8 protein-coding genes are annotated in these 15,252 nt (G+C 72.3%); 6 read left to right on the top strand and 2 right to left on the bottom strand.

Going from position 1 to position 15,252, the window contains the following annotated elements:
• Positions 1-34: 34 nt before the first annotated feature.
• Positions 35-5,692 (bottom strand): IniB N-terminal domain-containing protein, encoded by a 5,658-nt coding sequence (locus BR07_RS25670; RefSeq protein WP_051613625.1) that lies wholly within the window; start codon positions 5,690-5,692, stop codon positions 35-37.
• 353 nt (positions 5,693-6,045) lie between these two features.
• Here BR07_RS25670 and BR07_RS0119985 point away from each other — a divergent pair, with 353 nt between their 5' ends.
• The 6 genes from BR07_RS0119985 to BR07_RS0120020 all read left to right on the top strand — a co-directional run bounded on the left by BR07_RS0119985 (position 6,046) and on the right by BR07_RS0120020 (position 14,425).
• On the top strand, positions 6,046-7,881 hold the full coding sequence (locus BR07_RS0119985; protein ID WP_027506934.1) for an Hsp70 family protein: 1,836 nt from the start codon (positions 6,046-6,048) through the stop codon (positions 7,879-7,881).
• Complete coding sequence (locus BR07_RS25675; protein ID WP_051613627.1) at positions 7,878-9,821, top strand: LuxR C-terminal-related transcriptional regulator; 1,944 nt, start codon at positions 7,878-7,880, stop codon at positions 9,819-9,821. Before BR07_RS0119985 ends, BR07_RS25675 begins: the two co-directional genes overlap by 4 nt.
• A complete protein-coding gene (locus BR07_RS0119995; RefSeq protein WP_027506935.1) occupies positions 9,818-10,918 on the top strand; it encodes a hypothetical protein in 1,101 nt (366 codons plus the stop codon). The genes BR07_RS25675 and BR07_RS0119995 overlap by 4 nt, the downstream gene beginning before the upstream one ends.
• 127 nt (positions 10,919-11,045) lie before the next feature.
• A complete protein-coding gene (locus BR07_RS0120005; RefSeq protein WP_027506936.1) occupies positions 11,046-12,155 on the top strand; it encodes a hypothetical protein in 1,110 nt (369 codons plus the stop codon).
• A gap of 201 nt (positions 12,156-12,356) precedes the next feature.
• Positions 12,357-13,628 carry a S1 family peptidase gene (locus tag BR07_RS0120010; RefSeq protein WP_231476461.1) on the top strand — a complete coding sequence of 424 codons (1,272 nt, stop codon included), beginning with the start codon at positions 12,357-12,359 and terminating at the stop codon, positions 13,626-13,628.
• Between the two features lie 458 nt (positions 13,629-14,086).
• On the top strand, positions 14,087-14,425 hold the full coding sequence (locus BR07_RS0120020) for a hypothetical protein (protein WP_051613628.1): 339 nt from the start codon (positions 14,087-14,089) through the stop codon (positions 14,423-14,425).
• A gap of 64 nt (positions 14,426-14,489) precedes the next feature.
• On the opposite strand, the gene BR07_RS0120025 is transcribed toward BR07_RS0120020, so the two are convergent.
• Positions 14,490-15,191, bottom strand: coding sequence for a hypothetical protein (locus tag BR07_RS0120025; RefSeq protein ID WP_027506939.1), 702 nt, complete (start codon positions 15,189-15,191; stop codon positions 14,490-14,492).
• Positions 15,192-15,252: the final 61 nt, after the last annotated feature.

Genomic DNA, 15,252 nt, shown 5'->3' on the forward strand with positions numbered 1-15,252 from the left:
GTACGGGGTCGTCGGTGTTACAGAGCGCGGGTGATCAGTTGGCGTCTCCCGCGTCGGCCGCGTTGTCATCGGCCACAGCGCCGGTGTCGAGGCCGTCGTCCGCGGAGCTCAGTCCACCGCCGAGGGTGTTCGACAGGCCGTCGGTCAGGCCACCGGTGAGTCCGCCGCCGAGCCCGGAGACGGTGTCGGTGAGGCCGTCGCCGACTCCGCCGACCGCCGCCGCGGGGCCGTCGAAGGCACCCTCGGCGTCGACGTCCTGCCAGGAGGTGGCCTCGCCGGCGATGTCGCCGCCGAGTCCGCCGTCCGTGGTCACTGCGCCGAGCGCGTCGCCGGTGACGTCGGTGACCGCGCTCAGGCCCAGTCCGTCGGTCGCTCCGGTGACGCCGCCGAGCACGGCGTCGGTGGAGTTCTGGAACTGGCCCACCGCGTCGGCGGTGGCGTCGATGCCGCCGTCGAGTGCGCCGGTGAACTCGGACGTGTTGTCCAGTCCGCCGGTGACCTCGCCGTCGGGCGAGATCTCGAAGCCGCCGAAGACGCCGCCCGCGCCGGTCGCAGCGCCGGTCAGGCCGCCCTGCAGCTCCGAGCCGAGCTCGAGCCCGCCCTGCGTGACGCTGTTCAGGCCCAGCCCGAGGCCGCTGGCGAGGCCGCCGCCCAGGCTCGCCACCGCACCGGTGACCGCGTCGGGATCGGTGACCGCGCCGCCGACACCGGTGAGGGTGCCGTCCAGTCCGCCGGCGACCGCACCCACGGCGCCGAGGCCACCGGTGAGGGTGGTCAGTGCGCTGAGGCTGCCGTCGAGGCCGGTGTTCGCGTCGAGCAGTCCGCTGATCGGCAGACCCTCGGCGTCGAGCGCGCCGCCGGCGGAGACCGCCGTGTCGAGTGCGGCGTCGAGCATCGTGGTGAGGTCACCCGTGGCTCCGAGTGCCGTTCCCAGGGACGCCACCGGATCGCCGCCGCCGGCGATGTCGAGCAGAGCGCCGAAGGCTCCGCCGAGCTCCGCACCCGCCGTGCCGCCGACGCCGAAAGCTGCGGTCAGCGTCGCGGGCAGGTCGCCCAGGGCGCCGGTGTCCACGCCGCCGACGAGGCCGAGCGCCCCGTTGAGCGCAGTGCCGAACTGGCCGACCGGGTCGGTCTCCAGGTCGAGGACACCGCCGACGTTCAGTGCGTCGCCGAGTGCGGCGGAGACGATGCCGCCGAGGTCACCCTCGAGCAGTCCGTTCGCATCCAGATCGGCGAGCACCGTGCCGCCGAGCACCGTGCCCAGTGCGGTTCCCAGTCCTGCTGCGGCTGCGCCGCCCAGTCCCAGTGCCGCGGCCAGGCTGCCCGTGAGGTCCGGCAGCTCCGTGTCGGGCAGGCCGACTCCCGCGACCAGGCCGAGGCCGGTCGAGACAGCGCCGCCGAGCAGGCCGGCGAGGTCTGCGTCCAGATCGAGATCCGGAGCCGCACCGAGCACCGTGCCGAGCGCGGCGTCGAGGTCCAGCCCACCGGCCAGCAGTGCACCGAGCTGGGCCTGCAGATCGGCGGTCAGGGAGCCCCCGAGAGCGGCACCGAGAGTGGCGCCGACCGTGGCGGCGACATCGCCGCCGGCGGCCAGAGCACCGCCGAGTGCAGCGCCGACCGTGGCGGCCAGATCTCCGCCGACCAGGCCGTCGAGATCGAGCGCCCCGCCGAGTCCGAGCGCCGTGTTCAGGGCGCCGGCCAGGGTGGCCGCACCCTCACCGGTGATGCCGAGAGCGGCGGTGACAGCGGCACCCAGATCGGCACCCGCGGTCAGGTCGGTGACGCCGGCGAGGACGCCGCCGAGGGCGAGTCCGAGTTCACCGGCAGCGTCGCCACCGAGGCCGAGAGCCACGCCGAGGGCGGTGGACAGCTGCGCCGCCACATCGCCGCCGAGCAGTGCCTGCAGGTCACCGGTGAGCAGCCCGCCGGCGCCGAGGGCAGCGCCGAGCGAACCGGCGAGCGCACCGACGATGTCGGTGTCCAGTGCGCCGGTCAGGCCGCCCAGCAGGTCGGCGTCGAGCAGACCGCCGACGGCTCCGAGCCCGTCCAGATTCGCGAGCCCGTCGAGATCGACCAGCCCGCCGAGTCCGAGTGCGCCGCCGAGGACCGTGCCGAGTGCGGCGTCCAGATCGACGCCGCCGCCCAGCAGACCCGCGAGCTGTGCGCCGAGGTCGCCCGACAGGGCGGTCCCGAGCACGCCGCCGAGGGCGGCGCCCACGTTCGCGGCCAGCGGGCCACCGGCCGACAGTGCTGCGCTGAGCGCGGCTCCGACGGTGGCGGCGACGTCCGCGTCGGCACCGAGGATCGCGGTGAGGTCGAGACCGCCCGCAGCTCCCAGCATCGCGTCGAGTGCGCCCGAGAGCGTGGCGGCGGCATCGCCGGTGACACCGAGTGCACCGGCGAGGACCAGTCCGAGATCGGCGCCGGCCGTCAGGTCGGTGGCAGCACCGACGAGCCCGCCCAGTGCCAGGCCGAGGTCGCCACCCAGTGCGCCGCCGGCGCCCAGGGCGCCGGAGAGTGCGGCACCCAGAACGGCGGTGAGGTCGCCGCCGAGCAGTGCGGTGAGGTCGACGTCGGTCAGGCCGCCGACGTTCAGTGCGGCGGCGAGCGTGGTGCCGAGCGTGCCGACCAGGCCGGCGGCCGCGTCGGCACCGATGCCGAAGACCCCGTCGAGGTCGAGAGCGCCGCCCAGGACGGCGGTCAGTGCGGTACCGAGATCGGCGCCGCCTGCCAGCAGTCCGGTGAGCTGGGCGCCGAGGTCGGCGCCGAGCACGGCAGCGAGGGTGGTGCCGAGTGTCGCGCCCAGTCCTGCGGCGACGTCGCCACCGGCGGCGAGTGCGCCCGTGAGCGCAGCCGTGATGTCGGCGCCTCCGACCACACCGAGTGCGGCGTCGAGCGCGCCGGCGAGCTGCGCGGTGAGTCCACCGGTCAGGTCGCCGTCGAGGCCGAGGGCCGCGGTGAGCGCCGCTGCGAGGTCGGCGCCGAGGACGCCGTCCAGGTCCAGACCCGCGGTGACCGTGCCGAGCACGTCGCCCAGGGCCAGGCCCACGTTCGCCGCCACGTCGCCGCCGGCCGCGAGAGCCGTCGCGAGTGCGGCGGAGAGCTGCGCGGCGAGGCCGCCGGTCAGCAGGCCCGCGAGATCGGCGTCGAGCAGACCGCCCGCACCGAGCACGGCTGCGAGCGAGGTGCCGAGCGTGGCGACGAGGTCGCCGCCGAGGCCGAGGGCACCGGACGGATCGAGGACACCGCCCAGCAGGGTGGTGAGGCCGGCACCGAGGTTCAGACCACCGGCGAGCAGGCCGACGAGCTCGGCGCCGAGGTCGCCGGACAGGACACCGCCGAGGGCCGCGCCGAGCGTGGCACCGAGGTTGGCTGCCACCGCGCCGCCGGCGGCGAGAGCGCCGGAGAGTGCGGTACCGAGGGTGGCCGCGAGGTCCAGGTCGCCGAGGACGCTGAGGTCGTTCAGCACGTTCAGGTCGCCCAGCACGCCGAGTCCGCCGAGCAGGTCGAGATCGCCGGCCAGGCCGAGGACACCGTCGAGAGCGGCACCGAGCTGAGCGGTGAGGCCCGCTGCGAGTCCACCGGTGAGTCCTGCGCCGACACCGAGTGCGCCGGTGAGGGCTGCGGCGAGGGCTGCGGCGAGGGTGGCACCGAGTCCGGCCACCGCGTCGACGTCGAGACCGCCCGCCACGTCCACGAGTCCGGCGAGCACGCCGCCGAGGGCGAGTCCGAGGTCGCCGCCCAGGTCGCCGCCGACGGCGAGAGCGCCGGCCAGCGCGGCAGCGAGCTGAGCACCGAGATCGGCACCGAGCAGTGCGGTCAGATCGCCACCGAGCAGGCCGCCCGCACCGAGGAGAGCCTCGAGGGAACCGCCGAGCGTGGCCAGGACACCGGCACCGAGGCCGAGTGCGCCGTCGACGTCGAGCAGGGCACCGAGATCGGCGACAGCGCCGATGTCCAGGAGGCCGCCGAGGCCGAGAGCGCCGTCGAGGATGGTGGCCAGTGCCGCACCGAGGTCCAGCTCACCGGCCAGCAGTCCGACAAGCTGAGCACCGAGGTCGGCCCCCAGGACGCCGCCGAGGGCGGCACCGAAGGCCGCGCCGAGCGTTCCGGCGACGGTACCGCCGGCGACCAGCACGCCGCTGAGGGCAGTGGAGAGAGTGGCGCCGAGCGTGGCCGCGATGTCGGCTCCGCCGGCCAGGGCGGCCGCGAGGTCCAGGCCACCGGCCAACTCCAGGACACCGTCGAGCGCGGCGCCGAGCTGCGCAGCGATACCGCCACCGAGGCCGAGCACACCGGCGAGGGTCGCGCCGAGGGTGCCGCCGACGCCGAGAAGAGCGTCGAGGTCGAGTGCGCCGGACAGGCCGGTGACGGCTCCGAGGAGCGCGCCGAGGGAGGCGCCGAACTCACCGGCGACGTCTCCGCCGGCAGCGAGGGCTGCGCCGAGTGCCGCGGAGAGCTCGGTGGTCAGCGTGCCTGCCAGCGCGGCGACGACGTTCGCGTCGAGGATGGTGGTCAGCGTCGCGCCGAGATCACCGGCGACGTCGACGGCAGCGGCGAGTGCACCCGAGAGAGCAGCGGTGATGTCGGTGGTCACACCGAGCGCGCCACCGACGACGACACCGAGCGATCCGGCGACATCGAGTCCGGCGGTGAGGGCGGCGGCCAGATCGGCGCCGAGCGAGCCACCGGCGGTGACCGCTGCGCCGAGCACGCCACCGAGTGCGGCGCCGACATTCGCGCCGAGCACACCGCCCACCGAGAGTGCGTTGGAGAGAACGCCGGACAGACCGACTACGGCGTCGAGGTCGAGACCGGCGACGGTGCCGAGCACGGCGTCGAGGGCGGCCGTGAGCTGGGCTCCGGCACCCACGCCGAGGCCGAGCGCTGCGGTGAGCGCACCGGCCAGGGTGGCGCTGAGGTCGACCAGCGTGTCGAGGTCGAGGACGCCGCCGAGGGCGAGGAAGGCGTCGAACGCCGCGCCCAGTGCGGCACCGAACTCGGCGGCGAGGTCGCCACCGAGGGAGAGTCCGTTGGCCAGGACGAGGGCGAGGACCGTGGTGAACTGGCCCGCGATGTCGAGGTCGCCCAGGTCGATGAGGCTGAGGTCGAGTCCGCCGAGCAGGTCGATGTCGCCGATCCCGCCGAGGTCCAGCGAGGCCAGGTTCAGGCCGCTGAGGTCGAGCGAGGCCAGGTTCAGGCCGCTCAGATCCAGGTCACCGAGGTTCAGGTTGCCGATGTTGCCGATGCTGCCGATCGCCAGGCCGCCACCGATGAGGGTCGGGCTGAAGGTGAAGCCGCCCAGGTCGAAGCCCCCGAAGTTGTTGTTGCTGAAATTTCCGTTGTTGTTGTTGTTTCCGAAGTTCACCGCGTTGCTGCCGAACGTGGGGCCGCCGACGGCGACGTTGTTGCCGCCGAAGACGGTGCTGTTGTTCACGCTGCCCGCATTCACGACGGTCGAGTTCACGACGTTGGAGGAGCTGCCCGCGTTCACGATCGAGGCGAGGCGCGATCCGCCGGCGAACAGTCCGGACTCGGCGACCATGGGCGCCACGGCCACGATGTCGGCGTGGCACACGTCGGGCAGGCCGGCAGCGTCCAGCGAGGCCTGGGGGTTCGCGCAGTAGGCGGCGGCGGCCTTGTCGTCGCGAAGAAGGCTGAGGATGAAGTCGAGTACGGCGTTCGTGGCCATCGGGATCTCCTGGGTGTGTGTGAACCGGTGTCGGCAGACGGTGTGTGTGCAGGCGTCGAGGTGGTCGGGCCGACTGTCTCGGCACGTTGAGATCAAAACTAGGTCGACTAGTGAGGTGTCCCAACGGGGCGCAGCCCCCTTCCTGCACCCCGGGGGTCGCCCCGGGGCAGATCGGGGTGACTAGGGGGCATAGGGGATAGGACCGCTCTACTCTTGTGACCTGTAACGAAACGGACCATCGGGACGACAGTGCCGGTGGACAGCTACGGCGTCACGGCGACGTGTCCGACAGCAGGTCCGACACAGCCTTGACGAGCACGAATATCGACGAGCACGGAAACGGAGTCGGCGCCATGGCAACGGATCAGGGACGGTCATCAGGTCTGGGACTGGACGTCGGCTCGAGCACCTCGACGGCGGTCGCCGTGGACGGTCCGGGACACCTCGGTGACGCCGTCACCATCGTGCGGTCCACCGCACTGTCGGTCACGCCCGACCGTGAACCCGCCCTGGCCGCGCCGGGCACCGTCGACACCACGGCCCTGACCGGCTTCGCCGGCCGCGTCGGCGATCCGGTCGCGCTGGTCACCGAGGACGGACGCAGCTACACCGGCGACGAGCTCTACGCGACGACGCTGGACTGCCTCGTCCGGGAGGCACGCACGGCCGGCGCCGACGACGACGCCGCGATCGTGGTGACCTACCCGACGTCGTGGCCCGAGTACACGGTGGATCGGCTTCGCAACGCGGCTGCCCGCCACGGCCTCACCGACGTCACCTTCGTTCCCGACGCTCTCGCCGCGACGGCATGGATGCAGCAGTCGCCGGACGCGGTGGCGGACGGCGTCGTGCTGGTCGCGGACCTGGGTGCGAGCGCCCTGACCGTGTCGGTCGTGCGCACAGGTGCCGATTCGGCGATCCTCGGACGCGGTGCGCGAAGCGAGGACGTCAGCGGCGCCCACATCGACCAGGTCGTGTTGGCGCACGTGCTCGACAACGTCGACTCCTCGTCGCTCGATCCCTTCGATCCCGCGACGGTCGAAGCCCTCACGACCCTGCGCACGCACTGTGCGACAGCCAAGGAAGCACTGTCCTCCGACACCGAGACAGTCGTGCCGGTGCACCTGCCCGGTATCGACACCGACGTGCGACTGGTGCGGTCGGAGATCGAGGAACTACTGCGCGAGACGTTCGACGACGTCACCCGGGTACTCGGCGAGGCGCTGCGCACCGCGGGTGTCGACGGCGACGCGGTGGACCGTGTGCTGCTGGTCGGCGGCGGCGCGTCGATCCCCATGCTCACCGAGACCGTGTCCTCCGCGCTGCGCAAGCCGGTGACCGTCGGCGAACAGCCCGCGGCCACCGCCGCGACCGGAGCCGCACTGCTCGCCGCCGACATCGCTTCTGCCGGCGCAGAACTGAACCGCCCGGGCGCAGCGGCACTCGCTGCCGTCGCCGCCGGTTCCACCGTCGACGACGACGAGACCGACCTGCTCCCTCCGGTCACCGAGCGCCCCGCCTCGGCCCGAACCTCCACGCCCGCACCGGTGTCGCGCTCGGCACACGCCAAGGACGCCCCGTCGCGCGGTAAGCGCACCGCCGTCATCGGTGGCGTCGCCGCTGCCGTGATCCTGCTGGCCGCGGGTGGCCTCTCCGTCGGCACCGGCCTCGTCGGCGGATCGTCGGAGAACACCGGCCCCTCCACCAGCAGCGCGGTGGCCCCGGCCGCCGCGGACGGTTCCGTGAGCGCGACCCCGACCACCGCCGCCGCCGGCGTCGACCCCGTGACGGGACAGCCGCGCACCACCGGAGCCGCCGGAGCGCCGACCGGCGGCGCCGCAGCAGCACCGGGGGCTGCGGCTCCCGGCGCGACCGCGCCCGGCTCGACCGGATCGGCCGCGGTACCAGGCGCCACCGCGCCGAACGCTGCTGTGCCGAACGCACCGGCGCCGCAGTTCACCGCTCCGAGCGTCCCGACGGCCCAGGTGCCCCAGGCTCCGGCCTACACCGCACCCTCGCTGCCGCAGTACACACCGCCGAACGTCATCGGCGGAGTCACGGACGGCCTCGGCAACGTGGTGGGAGGCGTCGGCGGTGTCGTGGGCGGTCTCGGGAACACCACGGGCGGCGTCGTCAACGGGCTCGGCAACACCGTCGGCGGTCTGACGAGTCCCCTCACCGGGCAGTGACCTCGCCCGACGAGCGGTCGGCTCTCGACGCTCTGCTGTCCGCGCACGATCACACCGCCCTCGTGGTGGTGACGCTCGCGTCGGTCGGTGTGGCCCCGGATCCGTACCTCGTCGCCGATGTCGCCGACGTCCCGATGCCCGACGCCGCCGCCGCCGTGGAGCGCGCCCGGGGCTGCGGGGTCCTGTCCGACGAGGGCCTGCTGTCGGACTCCGCGCGCGGTGCCCTGCGCGTGGTGATGGGCGAGCACGGAATGCTCGGCGTGCTGCGTCGCCTGGCACGGGTGCACCTCGACAGTGGCGGTCTCGGTGGTGATCTCGCGGTCTCGCTCGCGGATGCGGGTCTGCGCGATCCGGATCTCGCACAGCACCTGGTCGAATTGGCCTCCGCCGCAGACCGTCTCGCAGCACGACGACTGTGGGACGCGGCCGCCGCGGCGGGCGCGCAGGGCACCGACATCTCCGTGCCCTACGCCGACGCCCTGCTCGCGAGCGGCGATCTCGACACCGCGGCGCTCACAGTGGACGCGGTGCTGTCCGCCGAGGCGCCGTCACCCGACGGAGTACGCGGAGCCGTTCGCGTCGCGTCCACGGTCGCACTGATGCGCGGCACCGCGTCACACGCCGCCGACCTCTACCGGTGGCTCGGGCCGGACCGCATCGGACCGGATGCGGCGTACGCGGTGACGACGCTTCTCGCCGTGGGGGACGCCGACTGCGCCGCGACGTTCGTCCGCGCGCACGGCGGCCTCCGCGCCGTCCCGCCCACGTCGGCGAACGCCCGCTCGACGCTGGTGGCCCGCGGGCTCCTCGACTCACTGACCGAACCCGCCACTGTGGCAACGGGTTCGCTGCTGCGCGCAGCCTCGATGGCCGACACCGCGGTGGGCGCCCGGGCCGAGCCGGAACATCCCGCGGTGATCGCGGCACTGATCGCTCTGCACACCGGCGACCCCGCCACCGCCCGAGCGGTGCTGACCGAGACCATCGCCGCGGATCCGGGGTGCGCGGTGTCCACGCGGTGCCGTCTGCTGCTCGCCTGGTCGGCCCTCGTGGCCGGCGACACGGGTGTCGATCCCACCTCGGGCGTCGACCCGGCCACGCTCCCCCAACGGGACGCCCTGTCCTACTTCGCACTTCGCGTCGCCACCGCCCGCCGGCGCGGAGACACGGGCGCCCTCATGTCCGCGTGGCAGGAGGCCCGGCGCACCGTCGCGGAGGCCGAGCCCGATCTCTTCTCCCTCATCCCGCTCGGTGAACTGTGGCTCGCCGCAGTTCGTCTCGGGGACACGGCACGCATCGCGCACTCCGTCTCCGCGGCCACCGCACTGGTCGCCTCGCTCGGCGAACCACCGACCTGGGCGGCCACGTGGCACTGGTACGGCGTACAGGCCGCCATCCTCGGCGGCGCCCCGGCCGACCTGCTTCCCCACGCTCGTGCGCTCGGCTCGTTCGCCGACCGCAGTCCCCACGCCGCAGCACTCGCCTCCGCAGGCAAGGCATGGCTCCGCGTCCTGCAGGGCGAGCCCGACGTCGCCGAGGTCGAGACGTCCGCTCGTACCCTGGAGAAGTTCGGGCACGCCTGGGACGCGGCACGGCTCGCCAGTGACGCCGCCCTGCGCGTCGCCGACACCCGCGACGCCACCGCCCTGCTGCAGATCGCCCGCGACATCGGTGCCGTCGCGGCGACGGCCGAGCCCACCGAGCCCGGTTCCGCGTCGCTGGGGGCGCTGACCGAGCGTGAGGCGGAGGTGGCGCATCATCTCGTACTGGGCCTGACGTACCGCGAGATCGGCGCCCAGATGTACATCTCGGCCAAGACGGTCGAGCACCACGTCGCGCGGATCCGTCGACGTCTGGGAGCGCAGTCGCGCTCGCAGATGCTGTCGATGCTCCGCGCGGCCGGCTACGCACGGGACAAGGAACGACGGGTACACGCATGAACACCGGGCACGACGCCGCACCGATCACCCGAGCCACCGGGATCCACATCACCGATCTGACGTCGACGGCCGTCGTGGTGTCGACGACCTCGGGTGAACTGGTCCGCGTGCCGGTGACGGCCGAGACGGTCCTCTACCTCCTGCCCGACGGCACGACGACCCTGCACCGGCCCGACGCGCTGACTGCGGACATCGACGTCGTCGATCGCTTCATGGCCCGCGTCGGTGACCCGTCCGGCGTGGTCTCGTCCCGCGGCGTACCCATGCGCGCCGAGGACCTCGTCGCGACCATGATGTTCCTGCTGCTCAGTGAGACCGTCGACGCCGGCGAGGACGTCCGCGTCCTCACCGCCGGAGCTGCCCATCCCGCCGACTGGTCACCCGAGCGCATCGCCGCGCTGCGGGAGGCGCTCGACTTCGTCGGACTCACCGCGCTGACGCTGCATCCCGAGTCGGCCGATCCCCACGCCACCCTCGGCGCCTCGGAGGAACGGCTGGCCGCCGCCGCGGCCGCCGCACGTGCCGCCGCCGGGCTCGCGCCGACGACGGGGGCACCGCTGCTCGCGACCGCTGCCGCCTCGACAGCCACCGACAGCGGTGCATCGAGGTCGACACCGCGCGGCCCCCTCGCCCTCCTCGTGGCGGCCGCAGTCGCGACCCTGCTGATCGTGGGCGGCGGTATCGCCTACCTCGCGTCCGATCGGACGGTCAGCACCGCGGTTCCGGCCGTCGAGGACGCCGCCGGTGTCACCGCGCGGCCGACGACGACTCGTCCCGCCCCGTCCACCAGCATCGGCTTCCCGACCGTCGTCCCCGGCGCACCCGCGCCCGTCGAGGCCACACGTGCACCTGCTCGGATCTCCACGACGGTGCCCCCGCGCGCACCGGACCCCGAGCCGGCACCCGCGCCCGCTCCTGCCCCGGCGCCGGCATCCGAACCGGCACCTGAGCCCGTGCCCAGCGACCCGCCCGTCGTCGAGGAGCCGGTCGACCCCGCGGAGGGAACGGACCCGGACCCCGACGTTCCGGATACTCCGGACACTCCTGCCGAACCCGAGTCACCCGCGCCGTCATCCGGCACCACGCCGGTCGGCTAGATCCCTGCTGTGCAGGGGCGGAGCTCAACCGGTACCCCATGACCGTGACGACCGGTACGGTGATCGGACGGGTGCTCGCGGTCGACGTGGCACCGTGTCCGCAACTCGCCGAGGGGGTCGAGTCCGAATGAGCGCGCGCAGCCAGGGGTTCGACGGCCCCCGGGTCGACAAGACGATCCACCTCGTCATGGCGTTGACCGACGCCGAGACGGCCGTGTCGGTCGACATCGACGGTGGTACCGAGCTGTTCGAGTGCCCGACGGCGGTGGGCCTGGACTCCGACGGACGCGTCCGCCTCGACGACTCCGACCAGGGAGTCCGCGGATTTCTGTACGCGGTGGGAGACCCCCGCGGACTCGGTCTGGCCGACGGTCGCGTGGTGCGCGCCGAGGACCTCGTCGCCGGATTCGTCCACGCTCTGACGGGCATGCTGTCGGAGCTCTACTCTCTGCCCGCCGACGCGCAATGCATGCTGCTCCACCCTGCAGGACTGTCCGCCGACTCGATCGCCGCACTGCGGGACGCCCTCGACTACGTCGGTCTGCAGGACTGCTCGCTGGCTCCCGCGACGTCGGAGAACCCGGCGGTGGCCGTGCGCGCCGCACCCTCGCATCGGTCGTCGCCGGCCACCTCGGCGGCCTCGGACAAGGCATTCGCGGCGATGGTGTCGGACTCGGCCACCGGCAGGACGCGCCGCAGTCGGACTCACAGGAGAACACCCACGCGCGCAGCTGTCTCGGTCGCCGCGGTGGCGCTCGCGTTCCTCGCCGTCGGCGGTGCCGTGGGCACCCACGACCTCGACTCCAGCTCGGTCGCGCCCCTGAACTCGCAGCAGGCCATCACGCCCGCCGCTCCCGTCGTGACGTCGTCGTTGGACAGCACCACGACGTCCGCCGCGCCGCTGCCCGTCCAGGAGCAGGCACCGGCTCCGGTGCAGGAGGCCCCGGCTCCGGAGATCGACACGCCCGACCCCGTCGTGCCGCCCGCACCGCCTGCCGCCGCAGTGGAACCGAGCACCGGTCTCGGGCTCCCGACGGACCGGTTCCCGTTCGCGCCACCGGACATCGACTTTCCCGACTTCCCGTCGTTCCCCGAGGTGACCGTGCCGACGCCGCCGACCGTGGCAAGTAGTACACCCGCACCCACGACCACGTCGACTGTTCCCACGACGACCTCCACGGCGCCGTCCGTCGCGATTCCACGGCTCGGCCCGATGCTGTCTGTGAACCGTCCCTGACGCTCGTCGGGCGCCGGAAACGCTCAGGATGATGCCCTATGCTCGTGCGCTGGCATCGGTACCTCTGCAAACCATGTGCGGACCCGACGGGCCACGGACTGTCACCACTGCGAAGGGAACTTCTTGCGTAACTCGGCGGCCACAGCGGCCACGGGCCAGAGTCACTCCGAGTCGAGCGGCGCATCTCGCAGCGCACGGGTGATGGGGGTGGTGGGCGCGTCGCTGCTGACGCTGAGCCTCGGCACCGCCACTGCCGGCGCAGCACCCGCGTCGGCGGCTCCCGAGCAGCTGTCCGCGGATCGCCTCCCGTCCGAGTTGGTCGACGCCGTGCAGCGCGATCTGCACATGTCGCCGCAGGAGTACCTCGACCGCGCTGCCGAGGCGCAGAAGCTTCGTACCTACGCCGACGACTTCCGTCAGCAGCGCCCGGCGGACTTCGCGGGTGCCTGGATCGGCGACGACGGCGTTCCCGTCGTCGCGGTCACCACCTCGGAGGCCGCGAGCCAGGTGGCGCAGGACGGCTACCGCAGCCGCCAGTCCCCCGTGTCGGCGGACACGCTCGAGCAGTCCCTCGACGACTTCGGTCGCTGGGTGTCGGGTCTGCCCCGCGAGGTCTCGTCACAGATCAACTCGGCGGCTGTCGACGTGCTCGGCGGACGGGTGATCGTCGACATCGCCAACAGTCCGATCGGGCGCGCACTGAATCTGCCGACCGCCATCGCCAACCTCCAGGTGCAGCTGTCCCCACCCGCTCCCGGTCCGACGCCTCCGCCTGCCGTGATGGGCGGCGACGACTACGTGACGTCCGCCGGCGACATCACCACCGCGCCGCTCGAGGACATCGAGATCTGCTCGTTCGGGTTCAGCGCCACCGACAGGGCCGGCACGCCGGTCAGTCTGTCTGCGGGACACTGTGATCCGGGCAACTCCGCCTCGGTGTACCTGCCCAATCGTGACGACATCCGCGCCAGTACTCCCGTCGGCGACTTCACCACGTCGAATGTCGGCGGCAGCGACGGACTCGACTACTCCGTCATCGCGCTGAACGACGCCGGCGTGGCCGCCGGGCTCGACCAGCCCACCGTGCGGGGAGCCAACGGCACCGCCCTCACGATCACCGGAACGGCCTCGCCCGTCATCGGCGCCCCGGTGTGCAAGTCCGGTCAGGCGTCGTCCTTCACATGTGGTCTCGTCGCTGCGGACCGCGTCGAGACGCAGCTCTTCCTGGGCGACGGCGACAGCCGCACGGTGCGCGGATTCGCCAGTACCGCCTGCACTCTCGCGGGTGACAGCGGCGGCGCCATCGTCACCGGAACACTCGCGCTCGGCATCACCAGCGGATCCAACAGCGGCGCAGCTCCGAGCTGCGGCGAGGCCAACCTGGCGCTGGCTCAGTACGGCGGAACCGCCAGCCTGGGCATCCCCGTCGACGCCGTCACCGCGGCCACCGGAACGACCGTCCGCACGTCGTGAGATAGCACAACGTTCGGTCTCCTTGATGCGGTAATGTCACGTGTCGAGGCGAGGCGCCTCCGCGCCTCGAGCGGGTGCGTTTCATTCATGAAAGGCCCGACATGGATTTCCTCAAACTTGCTTTCACGGTGATCGGTTACATCGTGCAGATCGTCTCGAATGCCGGCGTTCTGAGCTGACCGACTGCGCAGTGATCGCGGCCCGTCGTCTTCGGACGGCGGGCTGTCGCCATTTCTGGAGGGAACCAATATGACACGGGCACATCACTTTTCGGCGTCCGTCACGTAACGCACTCTGGTCACAGTGGTATCGTGGGACACGCGCAGTCCACTCCGTCACCAACGTCGGTGACGTCCGAGTGTCGACCGTTCCGTTCATCCCACGAGGAGGTGTACCGCTGTGCTGCGCTGCGTTCGATACCCGATGACCTTCGGCTGTTCCCCGAAGGAGGTATCGCTGTGACCGACATCGCCGATTCGTCACTCCCCCGCGAGACTCAGTCCCCGGCCGCGATCTACACGGCGGAAAAGATGTCGTCTGCACGGGCGGCCCTGAGTTCCGTTGCCCGCGATCCCCGACTCGCCGACGCTTCCGTGCTGTTGGGCGCGCTGTCGGTGGTGGCGTTCTGGAGCTTCGGCTTCGGCGTTCTGCTGGGCATCGCCGCGCTCGTCGCCGGCGTCCTGGCCACCCGCGTTCCCGATGCCGATCGCGCAGACACCGTCATCGGACTGCTCACCGGAGCCGTCGGTGTGATCGCGGGTGGCATCTTCCTCGCCGCCGCCGTTCCCTGGCTCTAGCGACCCCGCCCGGAACGACCGAAGGCCGCCACCCGAGGGGTGGTGGCCTTCGTTGCTGTCGATCTTAGTTCGCGTACTTCGTGGTTCCCGGCGCCGCATTCAGCGTGTTCAGGTACTCGAAGCCGGCCACGGCCAGAGCCGGGCCACCAACTGCGATTGTGCCGATGACTCCACCGATGGTGGCGGCAGTCGGGATGGTTGCCAAGCAAGCGAGCGCGATGACTGCGCACGTGCTGAGGCCGATCGCGCCACCGATGATGCCGCCGACGATGGTGCCACCGAGGCCGCCGACTGCAGTCGCGAGACTCAGCTGCGAGGCGAAGTCCTGGGTAGCAGCGGTGTTCTCGGCAGGCGATGCCGCATTCTGCTCGAGCGCGACGGGAGCAGCCGGTCCAATCGGTGCCGCGAGGTTCGGGATGAGCTTCACGGTGCGGCCCTCGTCGGTGTACTCGACACCGTAGGGGAACTCGACGCCGTTGAGGTTGAACGACAGCGGGAGGCTCAGGACGTCGTTGCCCTCTTCGTCCTCGAGCACGACGGCCTTGCCGTCGTCGGACGCTCGGAACATACCGGCGTCGACGGTGGTGACGACGCCACCAGCCTCGACGCGCGATGCCCAGTTCAGCTCGGAGTTCTCCGCGGGAGCACTCTCGGTGGTCGTCGCGGAGGGGGTGGTGGTGGCCGGCTGCGCGTACGCAGTACCGGTGGCCACGCCCAGGGAGGCGATCGCGATCGCAGAGGTTGCGACGAGTCGACGCAGTGTCATCTAGATGTTCCGTTCGTTCAGGTTCGTGGTGTCGGACCCCGACACGAGCACTGTAGCGGTT

Source organism: Rhodococcus sp. UNC23MFCrub1.1 (genome assembly GCF_000686025.1).
GTDB lineage: Bacteria > Actinomycetota > Actinomycetes > Mycobacteriales > Mycobacteriaceae > Rhodococcoides.

Coding starts and splice junctions, on each gene's coding strand:
- BR07_RS25670 (WP_051613625.1), bottom strand. CDS start 5,692: ATGGCCACGAACGCCGTACTCGACTTCATCCTCAGCCTTCTTCGCGAC.
- BR07_RS0119985 (WP_027506934.1), top strand. CDS start 6,046: ATGGCAACGGATCAGGGACGGTCATCAGGTCTGGGACTGGACGTCGGC.
- BR07_RS0119995 (WP_027506935.1), top strand. CDS start 9,818: ATGAACACCGGGCACGACGCCGCACCGATCACCCGAGCCACCGGGATC.
- BR07_RS0120005 (WP_027506936.1), top strand. CDS start 11,046: ATGAGCGCGCGCAGCCAGGGGTTCGACGGCCCCCGGGTCGACAAGACG.
- BR07_RS0120010 (WP_231476461.1), top strand. CDS start 12,357: ATGGGGGTGGTGGGCGCGTCGCTGCTGACGCTGAGCCTCGGCACCGCC.
- BR07_RS0120025 (WP_027506939.1), bottom strand. CDS start 15,191: ATGACACTGCGTCGACTCGTCGCAACCTCTGCGATCGCGATCGCCTCC.